This is a genomic window from Mangrovibacterium sp., from assembly GCF_041596335.1.
GTDB lineage: Bacteria > Bacteroidota > Bacteroidia > Bacteroidales > Prolixibacteraceae > Mangrovibacterium.
The window spans coordinates 1-21,225 of record NZ_JBFHIT010000069.1 but is presented as its reverse complement, the minus strand read 5'-3'; the positions used below and the strand labels follow the sequence as shown (position 1 = coordinate 21,225).

Below are 21,225 nucleotides of genomic sequence, written 5' to 3'. Positions count from 1 at the left end.
AGCTTGTCACCATAATCGTTTCCACCGAACCAATTGGAATCCCATCCACGGATAATTCCCAAGCGATTTGCGATTGGATTAACTTTTTGTCCCATGTATTACTAATTATGCGTTTTCGTTTTCAATGTTTTTACTATCGAGGCAAAGTGTTACGTGATTTGAACGCTTGCGGATTCGGTGTGCACGACCTTGTGGAGCCGGGCGAAGACGCTTTAGTTGGCGTCCTGAATCAACAGCAATAGTTTTCACGAATAATTGACTTTCCTCCAAACGAGTTCCTTCGTTTTTAGCCTGCCAGTTTGCAATGGCAGACATCAACAGTTTTTCAACTTTTCTGGAAGCTTCTTTTGACGAAAACTTCAGCACATCCAGAGCCCGGTTTACTTCCATTCCACGCACCATGTCGGCAACTAAGCGCATTTTGCGGGGTGAAGTAGGGCAATCTTTCAATACTGCGAAGTATTGCGACTTTTTAGCCTCTTTAAGTTCGTTTGCTTTATTTCTTTTTCTAGCACCCATCGTAAATTCTTTTAATAGTTAATGAGAAACTCAGGATCTACCTTTTGTTTCCGGAATGTCCCCTGAATGTTCTTGTAGGTGCAAATTCGCCAAGCTTATGACCAACCATATTCTCAGTTACATAAACGGGAATAAACTTATTACCGTTGTGTACTGCAATGGTGTGCCCTACAAAGTCGGGAGAGATTACTGATGCTCTGGCCCAAGTCTTAATCACAGACTTCTTACTTGTTTCGTTCATTGCTAAAACTTTTTTCTCGAGTTTGTAGGCAATGAAAGGACCTTTTTTTAATGAACGACTCATATTCTTCTCCTTTTATTATTTCTTGCGTCTTTCTACAATATACTTATTGGAAGCTTTTTTCTTAGCGCGGGTTTTATAACCTTTTGCTAACAAGCCTTTGCGAGAGCGTGGGTGTCCACCTGATGAACGGCCTTCACCACCACCCATTGGGTGATCAACAGGGTTCATAACCACACCACGAACGCGAGGTCTGCGACCTAACCAACGTGAACGACCGGCTTTACCGGATCTTTCCAGGTTGTGTTCTGTGTTTCCAACAGTACCTACGGTAGCTTTACAAGAAACAAGTACCATTCTGGCTTCGCCGGAAGGTAGTTTTACGATAGCGTACTTTCCTTCTCTTGAGGTCAATTGTGCATAAGTACCTGCACTACGTGCCATCACGCCCCCTTGTCCAGGGTGTAATTCAATGTTGTGTACCAAAGTACCCAGAGGAATTTCGGCCAGTGGAAGTGAGTTTCCAACCTCAGGTGCGATACCTGAACCGCTTACTACAGTCTGACCTGCTACCAAGCCATTAGGAGCAAGCATGTACCGTTTTTCACCATCGGCATAGACCAACAGTGCAATACGGGCTGTACGGTTCGGGTCGTACTGGATTGACTCAACACGAGCAGGGATACCATCTTTTTCGCGTTTGAAATCGATCACGCGGTATCTCTTTTTGTGCCCACCACCTATATACCTCATTGTCATGCGTCCCTGGTTGTTACGACCACCGGACTTTTGCATGGGCTTCAACAATGATTTTTCAGGCGTTGATGCAGTAATCGTATCAAAGGCACCAATAATTTTGTGCCGTTGACCCGGAGTAACTGGTTTTAATTTTCTTACTGCCATTTCTATTTATTATATATTACTGTAAAAATCAATTGAATCTCCTTCGACCAATGTAACAACTGCTTTTTTGAAAGCGGCTGTTTTTCCGTTGATCATACCACCTTTTGTATAACGGCTTTTGTTTTTACCGCCATAAACCATGGTATTGATCGCTGCTACATTAACGTTATAGAGTGTTTCAACTGCTTTTTTAATTTGTTGCTTATTAGCATCTTTCTTGACGATAAAACCATAACGGTTCAAGCTTTCGCTTTGAGCCGTCATTTTTTCCGTCACGATGGGTTTTACTAAAACATTCATTTTTATCCCCCTAAATCTTAAATTGTTCTTCAATCTTACCTAGTGAACTTTCGAGCAAAATTATTTTGCCAGCGTTCATTATTTGATAAGTGGTTAATTCAGAGGCAGTTATAACATTAACACCCTCTAAATTTCTGGAGGACAAATATATGTTTTTATTTTCTTCCGATAAAACGAAAATGAACTTTTTATCGTTAATTTTCAGATTGTTGCTGATAGCTACAATTTCTTTTGTTTTCGGAGTTTCTAAAACAAAATCTTCCAGTACCAAAATGTTGCTGCCTTGAGCTTTGTAAGTCAATGCTGATTTACGCGCTAAAGCTTTCACTTTCTTATTCAATTTGAAGTCGTAGTTACGAGGACGAGGTCCGAATACGCGACCACCACCACGGAACAAAGGTGACTTGATGCTACCTGCACGTGCTCCACCTGTACCTTTTTGCTTTTTGATTTTCTTGGTACTTCCGGCGATATCGGCACGTTCTTTTGCTGCGTGAGTCCCTTGACGTTGTGCTGCCAAATACTGTTTTACATCCAGATAAATAGCATGGTCGTTGGGCTCAACACCGAAGATCTGGTCGTTCAAAACAACCGCTCTTCCGGTTTCTTTTCCGGCGGTATTTAATACTTGTACTTCCATTACTGATAAATAATTACGGTTGAACCTTTTACTCCCGGAACTGAACCTTTTACAATTAAAAGATTAGATTCTGGGATTACTTTCAATACTTTCAGGTTTTGAACGGTTTTGTTCGCGCCACCGGTACGCCCAGCCATACGCATACCTTTAAATACACGCGATGGGTAAGAAGATGCACCCAATGAACCTGGAGCTCTTAAACGGTTATGCTGACCGTGAGTGGCATCACCAACACCACGGAAGTTGTAACGTTTAACAACACCTTGGAAACCTTTACCTTTTGTAACACCTGTGATGTCAACCCAGCTTTCTGCATTGATTACATCAACAGTAATGGTATCGCCGAGCTTGTACTCGCCATCAAAATCACGAAACTCGACTACGTCACGCTTAGGTTCAGATCCAGCTTTCTGGAAGTGACCAAATTCAGCCTTGCTGGTGTTTTTTTCTTTCTTAACACCAAAGCCCAACTGAATGGCTTCGTAACCATCGGTTTCTGCCGTTTTCACTTGTGTAATAACACAAGGGCCGGCTTCGATCACAGTGCATGGAATATTTTTTCCCTCAACACTGAATACGGAAGTCATTCCGATTTTTTTACCGATTAATCCTGTCATTTTTTTTCTTTTTACAGGTTATCAAACTTTAATTTCTACTTCAACGCCGCTTGGTAATTCCAATTTCATCAAGGCGTCAATTGTTTTAGCTGTAGAGCTGTAAATGTCGATCAAACGTTTGTAAGACGACAACTGAAATTGCTCGCGTGATTTCTTATTCACGAAAGTTGAGCGCAAAACTGTGAAAACACGTTTGTGAGTTGGAAGCGGAATTGGTCCGCTTACAACTGCACCTGTAGTTTTTACCGTCTTTACGATCTTTTCAGCCGACTTGTCTACCAAGTTGTGATCATACGATTTCAGCTTGATTCTGATCTTTTGACTCATAGTGAGATAAATAAATTATTTTATAATAATTCAACTTTTCCTTTTAATTCTTCAAGTACTTTAATCGCCATAGCGCGTGGTACCTCTTCGTAATGAGAGAACTCCATTGATGAAGTTGCACGACCTGAAGATAAAGTTCTCAGTGTGGTAACATAACCGAAGATCTCTGAAAGAGGCACATTGGCTTTGATTACACGTGCACCTGCTTTTTCATTCATACCTTCAACATTACCACGACGACGGTTCAAGTCACCGATAATATCACCCATGTATTCTTCAGGGGTAACAATCTCTGCTTTCATGATTGGCTCAAGCAATTTTGGGCCTGCTTTTGAAGCAGCGCTCTTGAATGCCTGACGAGCACAAATTTCGAACGACAATTGATCCGAGTCAACCGCATGGAACGAACCATCCAGCAATTCAACTTTCAAACTATCCAATGTAAATCCGGCCAAAGGACCGTTTATCATGGCATTTTCGAAGCCTTTTTGTACTGATGGAATAAATTCTCTTGGGATACGTCCACCTTTTACGCTGTCGATAAATGTTAATCCTTCTTTACCTTCATCGGCCGGACTAACTTTAACGATGATATCAGCGAACTTACCACGACCACCTGATTGTTTCTTGAACACTTCGCGTAATTCGACTTCCTGGCTGATTGCTTCCTTGTAGGCCACCTGAGGTTTTCCTTGGTTACATTCAACTTTGAATTCGCGTTTCAAACGGTCGATGATAATTTCCAGGTGAAGCTCACCCATACCACGAATTACAGTTTGACCTGAATCTTCGTCTGTATTTACTTTGAAAGTTGGATCCTCTTCGGCCAGTTTTGCCAAACCAATACCCAACTTGTCCATATCTTTTTGAGTCTTTGGCTCAATTGCGATACCGATAACTGGTTCTGGGAAATCCATAGACTCCAACGCCACCGGATTATTCAAATCAGACAATGTATCGCCTGTACGGATATCTTTAAACCCTACTGCAGCACAAATATCACCAGCTTCGATTACATCTTTTGGGTTTTGCTTATTTGAGTGCATTTGGAACAAACGAGAGATACGTTCCTTCTTACCTGTACGAGAGTTGTGAACAGAGTCACCTGCGTTCAACACACCTGAATAGATGCGAATAAAGCACAAACGTCCAACATAAGGGTCAGTCGCAATTTTGAATGCCAAACCAGCTAATGGTTCGTTAACATCCGGACGACGAATAACTTCCTCACCAGTTTCAATGTCAGTACCTTTGATTTGGCCATTATCCAATGGACTAGGCAGGAATTCACAAACAGCATCCAACAAGCGTTGAACACCTTTGTTTTTGAATGCCGAACCACACATCATTGGTACGATCAACCCTTCGATGGTTGCCTTACGGATAACAGGAATCAAATCTTCTCCGGTGATTGAATCCGGATCTTCGAAGAAACGCTCCATCAAAGCTTCATCCAACACAGCAACCTCTTCAATCAAATTAGCGCGGTACTCTGCAGCTTGTTCTGCAATGTCGGCGGGAATAGCGGTAATCTCAAAAGTAGATCCGTTATCACCTTGGTCAGTATAAATAACAGCGCAATTCTCGATCAAGTCGATCATACCCTGGAATTTATCTTCAGCGCCAATTGGAATTTGAACAGGAACAGGGTTTGCTCCCAATTTTTCTTTTACCTGAGAAACAACATCAAAAAAATCAGCACCTGAACGGTCCATTTTGTTTACAAAACCGATCCGTGGTACGCCATATTTTTCGGCTTGACGCCATACTGTTTCAGATTGTGCTTCAACACCACCTACAGCACAGAAAAGTGCCACAGCACCATCGAGAATACGCAATGAACGTTCTACTTCTACCGTGAAGTCAACGTGTCCAGGGGTATCGATGATGTTAATTTGGTGCTGAATATCTTGGTACTTCCAGAAAGTAGTGGTAGCAGCAGAGGTAATGGTAATACCACGCTCTTGCTCTTGCTCCATCCAGTCCATGGTAGCGGCACCATCATGTACTTCACCAATACGGTGAGTCAGACCTGTATAATACAGAACCCGCTCAGTCGTTGTTGTTTTACCAGCATCGATGTGCGCCATGATACCGATATTCCTTACATATTTTAGATCTCTAGCCATGTTTACCTATTCTAATCTTGATATATATTAATTATCCGCCCTTAATTAAAAGCGGAAGTGTGCAAATGCACGGTTTGCCTCGGCCATACGGTGGGTTTCTTCTTTTTTCTTGTAAGCACCACCTTCTTCGTTGTATGCGGCTTGAATTTCAGCAGCTAATTTGTCAGCCATTGATTTGCCTGAGCGTTTCCGTGCAAATAAAATCAAGTTTTTGATTGAGATAGAAACTTTACGTTCCGGACGGATTTCCATTGGAACCTGGAAAGTAGCACCACCAACACGGCGGCTTTTTACTTCGACAGCAGGAGTTACATTCTCCAATGCTTTTTTCCACACATCAAGTGGAGAAACTTCATCACTTTTCAAACGACCACCCATAATCTCCAGTGCATCGTAGAAAATACCATAGGCGATAGATTTCTTTCCATCAACCATCAGGTCATTTACAAATCTTGTTACAAGAACGTCGTTAAATTTTGGATCAGGCAAAATGATCCTCTTCTTTGGTTTTGCTTTTCTCATTGCAATTTTTCCTTTTAGTGTTATTTCAATTGGTTGTGACTAAAATTGAGCTTCAGTTCTCCTGGCCTCTGCCGGATCATTTACTCAACCAAACCACTAAAAACTCTACTATTTCGCTGCCTTAGGCTTTTTGGCACCGTACTTAGAACGACGTTGTGTGCGATTAGCAACACCGGCCGTATCCAAAGCACCGCGAATTAGGTGATAACGTACCCCAGGTAAGTCTTTAACACGACCACCACGTACTAATACAATAGAGTGTTCCTGAAGGTTGTGACCTTCTCCCGGAATGTAAGCGTTCACTTCTTTTCCGTTTGTTAACCGAACACGAGCTACTTTACGCATAGCCGAGTTTGGTTTTTTAGGAGTTGTAGTGTACACACGCACACATACGCCCCTTCTCTGCGGGCAAGAATCTAATGCAGGAGACTTACTTTTCTCTACTTTAGATTGTCTCCCCTTTCTAACTAACTGCTGAATCGTTGGCATACAACTATAATTTATATAATTAAGTTTCTTAAAAAACGGCCTGCAAAGGTATTGATTTTACGGCAAATACGAATACAGAACCATTCATTTTTGGATAGAACCCTCCAAAAACGGTTGGCAAAAGTACTAATTTTCAACAAAGAACAATAGCTTTTCCTATTGTTTTTTGATATTTCTCAAAAATTTCTGATTGGGAATCAGGCTAATCCATGATTTTGGATCTCAAGAGCGATTTAATCGGATTCATGAATCGCTGAATCAACCGAAGATCTTCGGTGACAATTTCCGCATCTCCTTTCATTTCCTGACTAAAGACAAGTGGTATTTGATAGTTCGTTTCCAGGTTTTGTGGCAATTCAATTTCGGCAATATAAGTATCGTTTGACGGAACCAGAGAGATCGACTTTACACGGCCTGTTACCATGCCAAATTCCATATAGGGAAAATTATCGAAGCGAATATTCACTCGCTGCCCCGATTTTACTTTCCCGGCTCCTTTCAGCGGCAAGCTTACCCGTCCGACGATCTTACTTTCACTAAACGGAACAACCGTAAACACTACTTCATCGGTTTTAACCTGCTGGTTCATACTCCAATAATTAGTGAAGGTTACCCGCCCCTCGATAGGTGTCTCCAGGACGAACGCCTTATACCAGTAGCCCATCCGACTTTTAAAATTATTGTACGATTCGATAATCTCACCCTGCAGTTTTTGCTTCTGATCAGCGAATTCCTTTTCTGCCTCAACGACGTCTTGCTCCAGCTCAATGATGTCTTTCTGTGTTTCAGCTAAATCAGTCCGAACGCCACTGAAACTATATTTCTTTTGCAACATCGTCGACTCAGAAGCTTTAAAATCAACGAGCGACAACACATCCTTTCGATACAAGACCGAATCACGACGAAATTGCTCCAACGCGATATGGTACTCATTTTCCAGAATCTGCCTCTGACTCCATAAACGGTCGTAGTAGATACGCTGCATACGTACCTGCTCCTCCAACGATTTCACTTTTTGAGGATAGTATCCCAATCGCATGAATCCAATATAGTTGTTATACAACCGGAGGAAAGAAGAGTAGTCGGACTGAATGTCACCAAGTTGATAATCGGGCGATAATACCACATAATGAATGGTGTCGAATGAGATGAAAAACCGATCGATATCAGCGAGCGTCTTCTTCACCACTAAGACATCGTCGAAACTGGCAGCATTCTCCAAAATCGCTATCACATCACCTCGCCTCACGGTATCGTTATCATCAACCAGCAAGCGGTCGATTCTTGCCGTAGTGCGGGCGACAATATGTGCCGGAGGATTCTCGGTGTAAACTGCAATTCGCGCATCAATGATATCGGGATAGTGGAAGAGCCAACTGCCAACCAGCAACAACAACACAAACAGCAACAAAGCAGTCTGCCCACTCCGCAACAACCATAAAGGTGATTTTCCGATGATCTCCTGAACTTCGTCGCTTCGATTTACTATATTATCGTTTTGTGGCATATCAATTCCCTAATTCCAGCTGATTCTTCACCAAATTATAATAAGCACCCCGCTTAGCCGTAAGCTCTTCGTGATTTCCCAACTCAACGATTACCCCCTTCTCCAGTACCACAATCTGATCCGCATTCTTCACCGTGCTCAAACGGTGAGCCACCACAATCACCGTTTTGCCTTCGTATACACGATTCAGGTTTTCCATGATCACTTTTTCGTTATTCGCATCCAGTGCATTGGTTGCTTCATCAAAGAACAAGTATTCCGGGTTTTTATAAATTACCCGGGCAATTAAAATTCGTTGCTTCTGTCCCTGACTTAATCCATGCCCATCCTGCCCTATTTTTGTATTGAAGCCCAAAGGAAGACCTTCTATTAAATCCATTAAATTAGCTGCCTTCGCCGCGAAAAGCAAGCGATCTTTTTCCAGCCGCTCAACACCAACCGCAATATTCGAGGTGATGGTATCCGAGAAAATAAACCCATCCTGCATAACCGCTCCTACTTTTGTTCGCCACCATTGCTGCGAAAAGTTACGCAAATCAGTCTCACCGACGCGAACTTTCCCGGCAACCGGTGGATAAAAACCCAACAGTAGCTTCACAAGAGTCGTTTTTCCACTGCCGCTAGTTCCTACAATCGCCGTAATCTTACGTTCCGGAATTTTCAGATTAATGTTCTTCAAAACCTTTTCCGAATGCGGACCTTCGTATTGAAAAACAACATCCTCCAGATGGAGTGACTTGTCAATTGGCATGGCATTCAACAACGGTTTGCCTTTCTCTTCCTCTTCTTTTAGATTATGAATTTCGCCCAACCGCTCCAGACTTATTTTAGCCTCCTGAGCCAGGTGCATGAAACTTATCAACTCATTCAGCGGACTATTCATTTGTCCGATAATAAACTGAACAGCCAGCATCATCCCCAAAGTCATTTCACCATTCAAAACAGCTACGGCCGCCACAACGGTGATTAATATATTTTTGGTTTGGTTCACGAACACAGAGCCCGCCTGTTGGTATTGATCGACTGACAAGTACTGAATATTCACTCGAAACAGACGGGCCTGAATTCGCTCCCACTCCCAGCGTTTTTGCTTTTCGTAATTATTTAGTTTGATTTCCTGCATGCCATTTATCAACTGAATGAGCATGCTCTGATTATCGGAAAGTTGAGAGAACTTTTTATAGTCGAGTTCGCGACGACGACGCATAAACGCCCAGACCCACAACAAATAAAGCACCGAGCCTACGAGGAAGATTAACAAGATAATCCAACTATAGATGGCTAAAACCACAGCAAACACTAACAAACTGATGACCGAAAACAATACACTCAAGGTTTGATTCGTCAAAAACCGCTCAATACGTCTGTGATCCTGAATCCGTTGCATCAAGTCGCCAATCATTTTCGTGTCGAAAAACCCGATTGGCAGTTTCATTAACTTGATTAAAAAATCGGAAATAATGGAAATATTTATTCGGGTTGAAACATGCAGCAAGATCCACGATCGAATAAACTCAATGGAAGTTTGCCCGACAAACAAAACCATCTGAGCTATCAGAACCAAATAGATAAAGCTCAGATCCTGGTTATTGATCCCCACATCAACCAAACTCTGTGTCAGAAACGGAAAAATCAACTGAATGAGGCTCGCCGCAAAAAATCCGATCAACAGCTGAAGCATCAGCCGACGATGTGGCTTCAAATAACGAAATAGAAATGAAAAACCCACATGATCGCTTTTCTCATCATCACGCTCGTAAAACTCCGGCGTAGGTTGAAGCAACAAACAAATCCCTTTCCCTACCCCTTCTTTTGCTGTAGCCAACCAGTGACGTTTAAAATCCTCATAAGTGTAGTTCACCAATCCAAAAGCCGGATCGGCAACACGCATCTTCCCTTTCCCGGCTTCGTACAAAACCACAAAATGATTCTGATCCCAATGCACCACGCACGGCTTGGGCACATCGTTTACTAACTGCTCAAAGCTAACTTTTGTCCCCATACTGCGCATGCCAATCGCCTCTGCGGCATCACTAATTCCCAGTAGCGAAACACCTTCACGCGAGATATGAGATTGATCACGAAGAAAATCCAAGGGTATGCTTTTCCCGTAAAACTTAGCAATCATTCGCAGGCAAGTTGGCCCACAGTCCATTGCATCAGGTTGTTTAAAATGAGGAAAACGGGGCATACACAGACAGTTAAGGCATTAAATATAGGATGAAAACAAAGTCGCCCGAAGCACCACTGCAATAACTTATTCACAACACCTCGTTAATAGCCAATACACGATATCTGATTCTTAAATATAAAACCCCATGTTCGTCACAACCGAAGACCAATACCTCAAGTTCAAAACCACCTGAAAATAGGAACACCACTACACTGATCGTCATTAATACCGTCTACGAAGTCAGGTTGTCACCGCATCGTAAATAACAGCAACCAAATGAAACTAAAATACGGCTGCAATCGAAAACAAACACCTCGGCCTTCACCGGCTTTTTAGGTGCTCTCACATTACTTAAATAAATTATTCTTTCCAACGAAACGCCCGTTTTAAAAAGCATTTCAATAACATATTCCGGCAAGTTTCAATACATTGTCTGTTAATAAATTATTACTAATTTTGAAAGCATCCTTAAAAATAAACCACTTTAAGGAGATTTTTTTGAACCAATAAAATCACAAAATCATGAATGTATATAAGACCAATGAAATCCGGAACATTGCTCTAATTGGCAATGCCGGTAGTGGGAAAACCACCCTCGCAGAGGCCATGCTGCTTGAGGGTGGAGTAATCAACCGCCGTGGTGATGTTACGACAAAAAACACCGTATCGGACTACCAACCCATCGAGCAGGATTATGGCAACTCTGTCTTTTCATCGGTTCTTTATGCTGAGTACAACAACAAGAAAATAAACATCATCGACACTCCCGGAATGGATGATTTCCGGGGAGCAGTCATCTCTGCCTTGCACGTTGTCGGAAGTGCACTTATAACAATCAACACACCACACGGCATTGAGTCGGGAACAGAATCTGCATTTCGCCTCACCGAAAAGGCACACAAACCTGTCATCTTCCTTTTCAACCATCTCGATCACGAAAATGCCAGCTACGAGCAAACACTGGAACAAGCCAAAACTCTTTACGGAAATAAAGTCACTCCAATCCAATACCCGGTCAACGCCGGCCCCGGATTCAACACCATTATCGATGTATTAAAAATGAAACAATACAAATATGCACTCGATAGTGGTAAAGTTGAGATTTCAGACATTCCGGATAGTGAAAAGGAAACAGCAGACGCGCTGCACAACGAATTAGTTGAAATGGCTGCCGAAAACGACGAAGCATTGATGGAACTCTATTTCGACAAAGGCACGTTGAGCGAAGACGAGATGAGGCAAGGTATAAAACTGGGAATGATTGCCCGGACACTTTTCCCTGTTTTCTGTTCAGCCGCCAAACACGACATCGGTGTCAGCCGACTGATGGAGTTTATTACAAACATCACACCCTCGCCGGCCGAAGCAGTGGAATTGCCTGAAATTAATGGCAAACATCCCAAAGTCGACCCTACTTCACCCACCTCGGTCTTCGTTTTCAAGACAACTATTGAACAACACGTTGGTGAGATTACCTTCTTCAAAGTTATGAGCGGATCCATAAAGGAAGGACAAGACCTCATAAATTCGAAATCCGGCAACAAAGAACGTATTTCTCAGATATTTGTTAACGCTGGAAAAACCCGCAATAAGGTACCTCAAATGATTGCAGGCGACATTGGCTCAACCGTCAAGCTTCGCGAAACAAAAGTCAACCATACACTTAGCGAAAAAGAAGCAGCCTATCAATTTAAATCGATTGAATATCCTTCACCAAGGCACACGATCGCGGTTTATGCCATAAACGAAGCCGACGAAGAGAAAGTAGGTGAAATGTTCCAAAAATTGCACGATGAAGATCCCACCTTCATTGTAGAATACTCCAAAGAGCTAAAACAAATGCTGGTACACTGCCAGGGCGAATATCACCTAAACGCATTGAACTGGTACTACAAAAACATATTCAAAATTGAGATCGACTTTAAAGCGCCCAGAATACCCTACCGCGAAACCATTACAAAAACGGCTCAGGCCGACTACCGTCACAAAAAGCAGTCGGGTGGCGCAGGCCAATTCGGAGAGGTTCACATGGTTATTGAACCCTACGAAGAAGGACGGGAAGCCAGAACGATGATCAACATGAACGGGAAAGAACAAAAGCTCTCTCTCCGCGACACCCAGGAACATCAGCTCCCATGGGGAGGTAAGCTTGTATTTCACAACTGCATCGTTGGCGGATCAATCGACTCACGATTCCTGCCGGCAATTCTGAAAGGGATTATGGAAAAGATGGAAGAAGGCCCATTAACCGGCTCCTACGCACGAGACATTCGCGTTTATGTATATGACGGAAAGATGCACCCGGTGGACAGTAACGAAATCTCATTCAAGCTGGCTGGACGCAATGCTTTTTCGAAAGCTTTTAAAGAAGCCGGACCTAAAATCCTGGAACCGATTTACAACCTCGAAGTTATGGTGCCAAGCGAACGCATGGGAGACGTCATGAGTGACCTCCAAGGACGTCGGGCGCTAATCATGGGAATGGGCAGCGAAAAAGGATTTGAAAAAATTGAAGCAAAAGTTCCACTCAAAGAAATGTTCAAATATATTACTGCCCTCAGCTCGTTAACACAAGGTCGCGGTCGGTTTAAAATAGAATTCGACGGCTACGAAAAGGTACCGCAAGAAGTTCAGGACGAACTCCTTAAAACCTACGAGGCTGAACTGGTCGAGGATTAATCATCATTTTTTCAATTTATATTTAGGTAAGATAGCTCGGATAACTCCGGGCTATTTTGTTTCCAATACAATCCATGCACCAAACCAACAAACAGACAGCCACCGTTAAATGATCAAATTAGGGGAAATCACCCATTTACTTCGCCACTAAAATGTGGTAATTTTAATCTGCTAAAGCCTCCAGTAAAAAAAAACCAGCACTCGACGACACCATCACCCGCCAATACGATCATCGATGAGGTAAAAATTCACATAAACAAACTGTCATTATGAAACATCTATTTACAAAAAAGTTCAGAACACATTTTTTTGCGTTTACGATCGCATTAAGCATGGTAGGGTTCATTGGCTGTCAGCAACCAACCGATGAAAGTATTGAATCCAGCACCAGTACACTCAAAAGTGCTCATATCACAAACAGCTGCATGTCGGTCTGCTTAGTTGCCGGCCAATACATGTACGTAGGGACTGTCAATGTTGGCTATCTGGGGGAAGATTTGCAAGTTGAATTTGAAATCACCGAACCAGGAATCTACCTCACGGAAACCCATGTTGACGTATTCACCAGTTTAGACGATTTGTCTGCCCTGAAAAAAATTAGCAAAGGAGGAGCAATCCCCGGCAAATTCACCTTCAAGAACTCTTGGTCCCAATCAGAAATGGAAACTCACTATACCGCAACTATCCCTGCGGACTACCTGAGCAGCATGACTGATGGTGCCGATTGCTTCTACATAGCTGCTCACGCTGCTCTATCAAATGGAGAGACAGCATGGGGAGGACTTTGCGATGAAAGCGACAAAGGCGTTTCTCTTGACATTGCACTCCAATTTCCCGGTAAAAACTGGAGCACCTACTTCGAATTCTGCAACGACTATTGTGAGGAAACCCTTGACTTTACATATGCATGGGAAGATCTTAACATCGATTGGAACGATGGACGCGGAAACGATGGTGACTTCAATGACCTGGTTATTCGATCGAGTGTTAGCAAGATGTACGACCAATTAGACATTACGCTGTATGCTGTTGCCAGAGGTGCCGCCTACGATCACGCTTTCAAAATCATGGTTCCAAAAGTCGGAATAGTTGATGGCATGAGCGGAGGAATCACAGGAGCTGCAAACATTATTGATAGTGGCGATTATTACATAATAACTATTTTTGAATCGACAAAAGCGGCTCTTCCTGAAGAAGGAATAGCACCCCATCAATTTGCAGCGAATACGGCATTGGCCGACACCACTTGCACACCAATCGACACAGTTGAGATTACAATTGCAATCGACGACAATTTTGTATTCGATCCGACAAAACCATACTACCCCTTCATCACCGTCCACCCGGGGATGTTGAATGAATACGATCTAAATATCTATGAACTGGCAGAAGCGATGACGCCCGGAAGTGGCAACACCTGGATTGGACAGTCCGGGGACGAATACCCAAACGGAATCATCATTCCTCTCGACTGGAAATGGCCCTATGAAAGAACAAACATAAAAACCGCCTACACTAGTTTCAAAAGTATTAGCGAAGGATTTGACCCCACGTGGTACACCACTACTCCCGCTACAGGAACAGTTTTTGACATTGATTGCGAATAGAATTTGGTTGAGTTTGCGAATAATTCCTTTGCAGGGTTCGGGATTTAATTCCGAACCCTGCATCTTTTAGATCCTCCGCATTAGTTTAAGTATCCAATATCTCAGCCGCCCCTCAATGCGAGCCCTGAATATATAACGCGACAAAAGCAATGAAAAGTCATCGCCTACTCGCCGTGTCGATTTCAGAAATCGCTTATCAGAAGGCAGGTGAACTAAAAAATGGCCAGAATAACTTTTCCATTTTTTTTGGATATGCTTCGTCGGAAATGTCCAGTATCTTCCAATTATCCCGAACCGACCTGCCTCACATATTGCAACACCTTTTTTCAGCATTAACTCAATTGCTACCGAAAGTAGAAATTCATCTCCCTGATGAAACAACTTTGAAGACATCTCAAAATAGCGAGTCTGATAGCGATCAACTTCCTGAACCAACTCACGGTAAAAGGAATTCACCCCACCTACCAACTCGCCACCCACCCACATCCCATTTGATCGCGAATTCACAAGCACAAGCTCCTTGTCGCGTATCATTCGTTCCCGACCATAAGCCGGAATGTGATGCGAAGTAATATCAAAGTAAAGCGGCATTCGATCATCAACACATCTGTAAAAATTTATCGGGGCCGGATTTATACAAACTACATCTGAATCAACGAGAACCATATACAGATCCGACTCTTCGTTCGATGCAAAATACCGAAAGACATCTAACTTAAAATGAGCCGAATAAAAAGGAATACCGGGCTTCACCTGCATCTGAAACTCAAGCTCTTTATAATTGAGTTCATTTGAAAACTGACGCAAATACGGCTCATTATTTGTTAAAACAGTCAGCTGGTAGCCAGTAAAAAAAGACAATGACCTTGCGAGCGCTAACGCACAGCCAACAAAAGTCTTTATTTGATCTTCAAACTTACCACCTATCCCATTTTCTGACAGAGACTGATTTTTCAGGTCAACATACAGCAATGTATTAAAGCTGATGTTCCTTTGGTTATTTTCAGACATTACCGATTGACTTTTTTATTCTGCTGGCTCGTCACATTTTTCTAAAAAGATGAAAAAATCCCTGCTTCTTCCGCTTGCGATCATCACGCCCCCGCCCTTCAACCACATAATAATAAACACCGGGACTCGCATAGCGACCATTGATTTTCCCATCCCATCCAAGATCGTCGCCAACCGCATCGTAACCCTCCAGATTACTGCGACTGACCGAGAAGATTTGCTTTCCCCAACGATTAAAGATCTTAATATCGATACTTTTCATCGATGTGTATTTGATAATAAACTTATCATTGGCGCCATCTCCTCCGGGAGTAAAAAAATTTGGCGCGTCAACAAATGAGGTATCGGCAACAATGTAATCATCGAGATACACCGTATCGCGACAAACAGCTGTAGAACTGTTTTTTGTTGCCACCATTTTCACTTTATATTGGCCCGAATTTTCAAAGGTATACACCGGGCTCTGATCGATCGAGATGTCCATTATACTATCAGAAACCTCCCCCTGCGAAGCTGCCTCTTCTCGAATCTCGTCAATATCGCGAAAGAAAAACCATTCGTATTCATCGGCATTGAGTGATTGATTGGTAAAGACGACCTCTAACGGCGCGTCACCCTCTACTGGACTTGCCGAGAAAGCGGCTGTAGGCACTATCGACTCATAATACACTTCGGCCTCCGCACTGCAATCAAAATCGTCATAAACGACCAGCTTATAGGTTGCATTCTCCGACGGAGGCGTATAAATACGCGGACTAATGACGCTGCTCAACTGATCAGCCCCCCTCTCCCATTTCACCCGCACATTTTTGTATACTTGCAAGCTACTGCCAGTAGCCAAATCAATATAGGTTAGATTGGATTCCGTAAATGCTCCTTCTAATTGAAAATAATCACAGGTCGACTCAGTGATCGAGGCCGTAACCTCATAATAACTATTAAAAACCCAGGCTGTATAAACTTCTGTAACACCCGAAGACAACACATTCACCCGATAACATCCATCCGGCAAATTACTGATTGTAGAACTCGTTGAGTTTGAATTGTCCGACTCATAGCTATCAAAAGTCGCGGCAGCCGAATTGTACCGCAACCACTCAAAAACAGCCGGAGCTCCGGTTGAAAACTGCGCACTCAACGTACCGGCAGCAACACCTTGTGCGCTGCAAAAAACATATATATTATCCTGAGGTGGAGCGGCATAAGCAGTTGTTGTTTGGCCATCGGCACTTGCCGATATTTGTGCCTGAACTTGTCCGGCAAAGATTGAGAACATCACGATCAAAACAACAGAAATTGGACACTTCATTTTCAAAAGAATCGGTTTTACATTGGACAATTTACAATATTAACGCTTAAAATTGATTTATCTTTTGCACCGGTTCCTTTTTATTTCACACACAAACAATCACCTACTCAGAGCTCCCGACACGAAACCCCGGTCAAGATTTGTTGAAAAATATCGGCCGTCTAAACAATGAATCCGGGAAATAGGTTTTACTTTTGAGCCACTTAAAGACACCCTGATCTCTGCATAATGGGTCAGATTTGCAAATCAGAATAAAATTTCGCCCGGACAAACCAACACACTGGCGTTCCGGGAAAAGAATTGGATAGAACTACATGGATTATTTGGACGGATTAAACGAAGCGCAGCGACAAGCTGTTGTAAACATCAACGGACCATCGCTTGTCATTGCAGGTGCAGGCTCCGGTAAAACCCGGGTACTAACCTTTCGCATTGCGCACTTGCTAAAACAAGGAGCAAAACCAGGAAGCATCCTCTCGTTAACGTTTACCAACAAAGCGGCAAAAGAGATGAAAGAACGGATCGCCTCTATTGTTGGCCAACAAACTGCCCGTTCTCTATGGATGGGTACTTTTCACTCCATATTTGCTCGGATTTTACGCACTGAGGCTGAGGTACTTGGGTTTCCGTCGAACTTTACGATTTACGATTCTGCGGACTCAAAAAGTCTGTTGAAAACCATTATCAAAAGCATGCAGCTAGACGACAAGACATATAAAGTCAACTCAGTAGCTGGACGAATATCGGCCGCGAAAAACAGTTTGATAACACCACCTGCTTATCAGCAGAACACGCAGATCATGGAATACGACATGAGTATTCGCATGCCGCGGATTGCTGAAATTTACAAAGAATACGAAAAACGCTGCAAACTAGCCGGAGCGATGGATTTCGACGACCTGCTCCTGAAAACAAACATCCTGTTCCGCGACCACAAAGACATATTGGCTAAATACCAAAAACGATTCGATTATTTACTGGTCGACGAGTATCAGGACACGAACTTTGCGCAATACCTGATCGTAAAGAATCTGGCCGCCTTGCACCATAACTTATGCGTAGTAGGCGACGATGCCCAAAGTATCTATTCGTTCCGGGGAGCCCGAATTGAGAACATTCTGAATTTCCAAAAAGACTATCCGAAACACCAGATATTTAAGCTGGAACAAAATTACCGCTCAACCCAAACAATCGTCAATGCGGCCAACAGCATCATTGCAAAAAACAAGCGACAGATTCCTAAAAATGTATTTTCTGAAAAATCAAGTGGTAACCGTATAAAAGTTTTTTCAGCACTAACCGATAACGAAGAAGGTTACCTGATTGCCAACGAGATCAGTGAAACGCGAATGCGCAAGCACTACAGCTTCTCTGATTATGCGATTCTGTACCGCACCAATGCGCAGTCGCGTATTTTCGAAGAAGCCCTGCGAAAACGAAACATCCCCTATAAAATATACGGAGGACTTTCATTTTACCAACGGAAAGAAATCAAAGATCTGCTCTCCTATTTCCGAATTGTTATCAACCCGAAAGACAATGAGGCTCTGAAGCGCATTATCAATTATCCGGCCCGAGGAATTGGCGATACCACCTTGAGCAAACTGGAGCAAGCAGCACTTGCTGAAGGCGTTTCAATTTTTGAGGTCGTTAAAAACAGCCCCCAGAACAATGTAGCCGGGCTAAACAAAGGAACACTTTCAAAGCTGAACGAGTTTACTGGAGTCATCAGCCAGTTCGAAGAAAGGACACAGACAACAGACGCTTACGAACTAGCCGGCGCCATTGCTACTCAAACCGGCATCATGAAAGATCTTTATAAGGACCAAACCCCTGAAGGATTGAGTCGTTTTGAAAACATCCAGGAACTACTAAATGGTATCCAGGAATTCACGATCAATGCCCGAGAAGAAGGTTTGCCAAATGCCCTTCAAAACTACATGGAAGATGTGGCTCTTTTGACGGATCAGGATAGCGACAAAGAAGAAGATCGCGACAAAGTGACTATGATGACAGTCCATTCATCCAAGGGACTGGAATTCAAAAATGTATTTATTGTTGGGGTCGAAGAAAACCTGTTCCCATCTGCTCCTATGGGGGCAAATCCAGGCATCGATTCGTTCGAGGAAGAGCGGCGCTTGTTCTATGTCGCCCTTACCCGAGCTGAAGAAAATGCTTATCTAAGTTTTGCCAAGCAGCGCTATCGCTGGGGAAAACTCGACTTTTGCAATCCCAGCCGGTTTATCATGGAGGTAGATCCGCAATATCTCGATCTTCCGGATGATAACGGCGCAGGGTACGAACGGGAAACGCCGCCTGTAGCGGGCGGCTATGCCGGTTTCCGAAAACCAGTTCAGGAACCGCAAACTCCCCAGACCTCCCGACCAACCGGATCAAACCCCGAAGCGATGAACCAAAAACTCATGCAACTACGGCAGGCGAAGAAGCAAAATCAACCCTTCGACGGAGACGACCCGCGAGACATCCAAAGCGGAATGACAGTGGAGCACCAACGGTTTGGACAAGGAAAAGTACAACAAGTTGAAGGTGTCTTCCCAAACCTGAAAGCCACCGTCTTCTTTCAAAATGCCGGCCAAAAACAATTACTCCTCAAATTCGCAAAACTGCGAATTGTCCGCCCTTGAAACAGCTGACAATGAGTGCGACGGCAAGTTTTTGATTTAAAAGGTTTGGCAGAATAATTATTTCAATTAGATTTGTAAGGTAGAATTACCTTCTCAACTGATTATCACGTTTATTACCCAACAGACTCAACCCACAGTTGATCTCAGTTTTATTTAAGAACAATTTTTAGATGGATTACAATTCAAGTCGTAAGAAAATGCCTCTACCCGAATATGGGCGAAATCTTCAAAATATGGTCGATCATATTATGACCATTGAAGATCGGGACGAACGAAATCGTGCTTCGCGTACGATTATCGATATTATGGGAAACATGTACCCTTATCTTCGCGATATCAATGACTTCAAACATAAACTTTGGGATCACCTCGCGATCATGTCCGATTTTCAACTTGACATTGACTATCCATACGATCCGCCTCGTCGCGAAACATTCAACGAACCGCCAAAGCAAATCCCATACAGCACCGGTAGAATCAAACTTCGCCATTACGGTAAAATTCTTGAATCACTGGTTACCAAAGCCAGCAACTTTGAATCAGGGGAGGAAAAAGAAGTATTGATCAAACTGTTGGCCAACCACATGAAAAAAAGTTATTTGGCCTGGAATAAAGACGCCGTAGATGACGAAAAAATCTACGATGATCTGGACATTCTATCCAAAGGAAAGATTCAGCGTACCGATTTGGATTTGACTGAGACAAAGGAAATTCTCTTCCGAAACAGAAAAAAGGTTGTGCCACCAAGCAACAACCGCAACCAAAAGAAACACCGCAAACACGACTAATTTACCACTCCGGAGATGGCAACATTTCATATTGAAGGGGGCAAAAAACTAAAAGGTACACTTGAACCTCAAGGCGCGAAAAACGAAGCCTTGCAGGTGATTTGTGCGACATTACTTAGCCCGAAAAAGATTACAATTACCAACATTCCTGAAATAAGGGATGTTATCAAACTCATCGAGTTATTATCCGAATTGGGCGTTAAAACCGAACGCCTATCGAAAGGATCATACAGTTTTCAAGCCGACGAGGTCGATTTGGCTTACATGCAAAGCAAGCGATTTGCCCAACAAGCAATCAGCCTTCGCGGATCAATAATGATTGTTGGGCCACTGCTGGCTCGATTTGGCGAAGCCTATATACCACAACCAGGAGGAGATAAAATTGGCCGCCGCCGATTGGATACTCACTTTGTAGGTTTGCAAAAACTGGGAGCCCAATTTGTTTACGATTCCGAAAAACATTTTTTTAGCGTACGTGCATCTAAACTGCATGGCAAATACATGCTGCTCGATGAAGCCTCGGTTACCGGTACTGCCAACATTTTAATGGCTGCTGTGCTGGCCGAAGGACAAACAACAATCTACAACGCTGCTTGCGAACCCTATTTGCAACAACTTTGCAGGATGTTGGTTGCCATGGGAGCGAAAATCACCGGAATTGGCTCAAACCTGCTTAATATCGAAGGGGTTTCAAGCTTAAATGGATGCGACCACCGTATTCTACCTGACATGATTGAAGTCGGCAGTTTTATTGGCCTTGCGGCCATGACCGGCTCTGAAATCACGATCCCAAATGCCGGAGTTGAGCACTTGGGCATT

Annotated in this window: 19 protein-coding genes and 1 pseudogene; 5 read left to right on the top strand and 15 right to left on the bottom strand. The window is 43.2% G+C overall.

Annotated elements, in window-relative coordinates; genetic code table 11:
• The 13 genes and pseudogenes from ABZD21_RS17595 to ABZD21_RS17535 all read right to left on the bottom strand — a co-directional run.
• Nucleotides 1-95: pseudogene (locus ABZD21_RS17595) on the bottom strand (30S ribosomal protein S3); the annotation flags it as partial.
• Nucleotides 96-105: 10 nt separating this feature from the next.
• Nucleotides 106-519 carry a 50S ribosomal protein L22 gene (rplV, locus tag ABZD21_RS17590; protein WP_372776430.1) on the bottom strand — a complete coding sequence of 138 codons (414 nt, stop codon included), beginning with the start codon at nt 517-519 and terminating at the stop codon, nt 106-108.
• Nucleotides 520-556: 37 nt separating this feature from the next.
• A complete protein-coding gene (rpsS, locus tag ABZD21_RS17585; protein ID WP_163708410.1) occupies nt 557-823 on the bottom strand; it encodes a 30S ribosomal protein S19 in 267 nt (88 codons plus the stop codon).
• A 15-nt stretch (nt 824-838) separates the two neighbouring features.
• Nucleotides 839-1,663 (bottom strand): 50S ribosomal protein L2, encoded by an 825-nt coding sequence (rplB, locus tag ABZD21_RS17580; protein ID WP_372776428.1) that lies wholly within the window; start codon nt 1,661-1,663, stop codon nt 839-841.
• A gap of 9 nt (nt 1,664-1,672) precedes the next feature.
• Nucleotides 1,673-1,963, bottom strand: a complete 291-nt coding sequence (gene rplW, locus ABZD21_RS17575; protein WP_372776427.1) for a 50S ribosomal protein L23 — start codon at nt 1,961-1,963, stop codon at nt 1,673-1,675.
• 10 nt (nt 1,964-1,973) lie between these two features.
• Nucleotides 1,974-2,603 carry a 50S ribosomal protein L4 gene (rplD, locus tag ABZD21_RS17570; protein ID WP_372776426.1) on the bottom strand — a complete coding sequence of 210 codons (630 nt, stop codon included), beginning with the start codon at nt 2,601-2,603 and terminating at the stop codon, nt 1,974-1,976.
• A complete protein-coding gene (gene rplC / locus ABZD21_RS17565; RefSeq protein ID WP_372776425.1) occupies nt 2,603-3,220 on the bottom strand; it encodes a 50S ribosomal protein L3 in 618 nt (205 codons plus the stop codon). The genes rplD and rplC overlap by 1 nt, the downstream gene beginning before the upstream one ends.
• A gap of 21 nt (nt 3,221-3,241) precedes the next feature.
• Complete coding sequence (rpsJ, locus tag ABZD21_RS17560; protein WP_027472457.1) at nt 3,242-3,547, bottom strand: 30S ribosomal protein S10; 306 nt, start codon at nt 3,545-3,547, stop codon at nt 3,242-3,244.
• Nucleotides 3,548-3,567: 20 nt separating this feature from the next.
• Nucleotides 3,568-5,676 carry an elongation factor G gene (fusA, locus tag ABZD21_RS17555; protein WP_372776424.1) on the bottom strand — a complete coding sequence of 703 codons (2,109 nt, stop codon included), beginning with the start codon at nt 5,674-5,676 and terminating at the stop codon, nt 3,568-3,570.
• Between the two features lie 45 nt (nt 5,677-5,721).
• Nucleotides 5,722-6,198 carry a 30S ribosomal protein S7 gene (gene rpsG / locus ABZD21_RS17550; RefSeq protein WP_372776423.1) on the bottom strand — a complete coding sequence of 159 codons (477 nt, stop codon included), beginning with the start codon at nt 6,196-6,198 and terminating at the stop codon, nt 5,722-5,724.
• Nucleotides 6,199-6,306: 108 nt separating this feature from the next.
• Nucleotides 6,307-6,687: a 30S ribosomal protein S12 gene (gene rpsL / locus ABZD21_RS17545; protein WP_372776422.1), complete on the bottom strand. Its 381-nt coding sequence runs from the start codon at nt 6,685-6,687 to the stop codon at nt 6,307-6,309.
• A 202-nt stretch (nt 6,688-6,889) separates the two neighbouring features.
• Nucleotides 6,890-8,194, bottom strand: coding sequence for an HlyD family secretion protein (locus ABZD21_RS17540; RefSeq protein ID WP_372776421.1), 1,305 nt, complete (start codon nt 8,192-8,194; stop codon nt 6,890-6,892).
• A gap of 1 nt (nt 8,195) precedes the next feature.
• Nucleotides 8,196-10,385 carry a peptidase domain-containing ABC transporter gene (locus tag ABZD21_RS17535; RefSeq protein ID WP_372776420.1) on the bottom strand — a complete coding sequence of 730 codons (2,190 nt, stop codon included), beginning with the start codon at nt 10,383-10,385 and terminating at the stop codon, nt 8,196-8,198.
• Between the two features lie 504 nt (nt 10,386-10,889).
• On the opposite strand from ABZD21_RS17535, the gene ABZD21_RS17530 reads away from it, so the two are divergent.
• Together ABZD21_RS17530 and ABZD21_RS17525 are read left to right on the top strand one after the other, a co-directional pair.
• Entirely contained in the window at nt 10,890-13,046 is a 2,157-nt protein-coding gene (locus ABZD21_RS17530) for an elongation factor G (protein ID WP_372776419.1), read from the top strand.
• 269 nt (nt 13,047-13,315) lie between these two features.
• On the top strand, nt 13,316-14,653 hold the full coding sequence (locus tag ABZD21_RS17525) for an LruC domain-containing protein (protein ID WP_372776418.1): 1,338 nt from the start codon (nt 13,316-13,318) through the stop codon (nt 14,651-14,653).
• A gap of 66 nt (nt 14,654-14,719) precedes the next feature.
• On the opposite strand, the gene ABZD21_RS17520 is transcribed toward ABZD21_RS17525, so the two are convergent.
• Nucleotides 14,720-15,664, bottom strand: coding sequence for a hypothetical protein (locus ABZD21_RS17520; protein WP_372776417.1), 945 nt, complete (start codon nt 15,662-15,664; stop codon nt 14,720-14,722).
• Between the two features lie 31 nt (nt 15,665-15,695).
• Nucleotides 15,696-16,973, bottom strand: coding sequence for a gliding motility-associated C-terminal domain-containing protein (locus ABZD21_RS17515; RefSeq protein ID WP_372776416.1), 1,278 nt, complete (start codon nt 16,971-16,973; stop codon nt 15,696-15,698).
• A gap of 314 nt (nt 16,974-17,287) precedes the next feature.
• Here ABZD21_RS17515 and ABZD21_RS17510 point away from each other — a divergent pair, with 314 nt between their 5' ends.
• The 3 genes from ABZD21_RS17510 to ABZD21_RS17500 all read left to right on the top strand — a co-directional run.
• Nucleotides 17,288-19,618, top strand: a complete 2,331-nt coding sequence (locus ABZD21_RS17510; protein WP_372776415.1) for an ATP-dependent helicase — start codon at nt 17,288-17,290, stop codon at nt 19,616-19,618.
• 170 nt (nt 19,619-19,788) lie between these two features.
• The gene (locus tag ABZD21_RS17505) at nt 19,789-20,406 is read left to right on the top strand and encodes a DUF4290 domain-containing protein (protein WP_372776414.1); all 618 of its coding nucleotides are present in this window, start codon (nt 19,789-19,791) and stop codon (nt 20,404-20,406) included.
• A gap of 15 nt (nt 20,407-20,421) precedes the next feature.
• On the top strand, nt 20,422-21,225 hold an 804-nt coding region (locus tag ABZD21_RS17500), incomplete at its 3' end, for a UDP-N-acetylglucosamine 1-carboxyvinyltransferase (RefSeq protein WP_372776413.1).

Coding starts and splice junctions, on each gene's coding strand:
- ABZD21_RS17525 (WP_372776418.1), top strand. CDS start 13,316: ATGAAACATCTATTTACAAAAAAGTTCAGAACACATTTTTTTGCGTTT.
- ABZD21_RS17520 (WP_372776417.1), bottom strand. CDS start 15,664: ATGTCTGAAAATAACCAAAGGAACATCAGCTTTAATACATTGCTGTAT.
- ABZD21_RS17530 (WP_372776419.1), top strand. CDS start 10,890: ATGAATGTATATAAGACCAATGAAATCCGGAACATTGCTCTAATTGGC.
- rplD (WP_372776426.1), bottom strand. CDS start 2,603: ATGGAAGTACAAGTATTAAATACCGCCGGAAAAGAAACCGGAAGAGCG.
- rplB (WP_372776428.1), bottom strand. CDS start 1,663: ATGGCAGTAAGAAAATTAAAACCAGTTACTCCGGGTCAACGGCACAAA.
- ABZD21_RS17535 (WP_372776420.1), bottom strand. CDS start 10,385: ATGCCCCGTTTTCCTCATTTTAAACAACCTGATGCAATGGACTGTGGG.
- rplW (WP_372776427.1), bottom strand. CDS start 1,963: ATGAATGTTTTAGTAAAACCCATCGTGACGGAAAAAATGACGGCTCAA.
- rpsL (WP_372776422.1), bottom strand. CDS start 6,687: ATGCCAACGATTCAGCAGTTAGTTAGAAAGGGGAGACAATCTAAAGTA.
- ABZD21_RS17540 (WP_372776421.1), bottom strand. CDS start 8,194: ATGCCACAAAACGATAATATAGTAAATCGAAGCGACGAAGTTCAGGAG.
- rpsJ (WP_027472457.1), bottom strand. CDS start 3,547: ATGAGTCAAAAGATCAGAATCAAGCTGAAATCGTATGATCACAACTTG.
- ABZD21_RS17510 (WP_372776415.1), top strand. CDS start 17,288: ATGGATTATTTGGACGGATTAAACGAAGCGCAGCGACAAGCTGTTGTA.
- ABZD21_RS17505 (WP_372776414.1), top strand. CDS start 19,789: ATGGATTACAATTCAAGTCGTAAGAAAATGCCTCTACCCGAATATGGG.
- ABZD21_RS17515 (WP_372776416.1), bottom strand. CDS start 16,973: ATGAAGTGTCCAATTTCTGTTGTTTTGATCGTGATGTTCTCAATCTTT.
- rplV (WP_372776430.1), bottom strand. CDS start 519: ATGGGTGCTAGAAAAAGAAATAAAGCAAACGAACTTAAAGAGGCTAAA.
- rpsG (WP_372776423.1), bottom strand. CDS start 6,198: ATGAGAAAAGCAAAACCAAAGAAGAGGATCATTTTGCCTGATCCAAAA.
- fusA (WP_372776424.1), bottom strand. CDS start 5,676: ATGGCTAGAGATCTAAAATATGTAAGGAATATCGGTATCATGGCGCAC.
- rplC (WP_372776425.1), bottom strand. CDS start 3,220: ATGACAGGATTAATCGGTAAAAAAATCGGAATGACTTCCGTATTCAGT.
- rpsS (WP_163708410.1), bottom strand. CDS start 823: ATGAGTCGTTCATTAAAAAAAGGTCCTTTCATTGCCTACAAACTCGAG.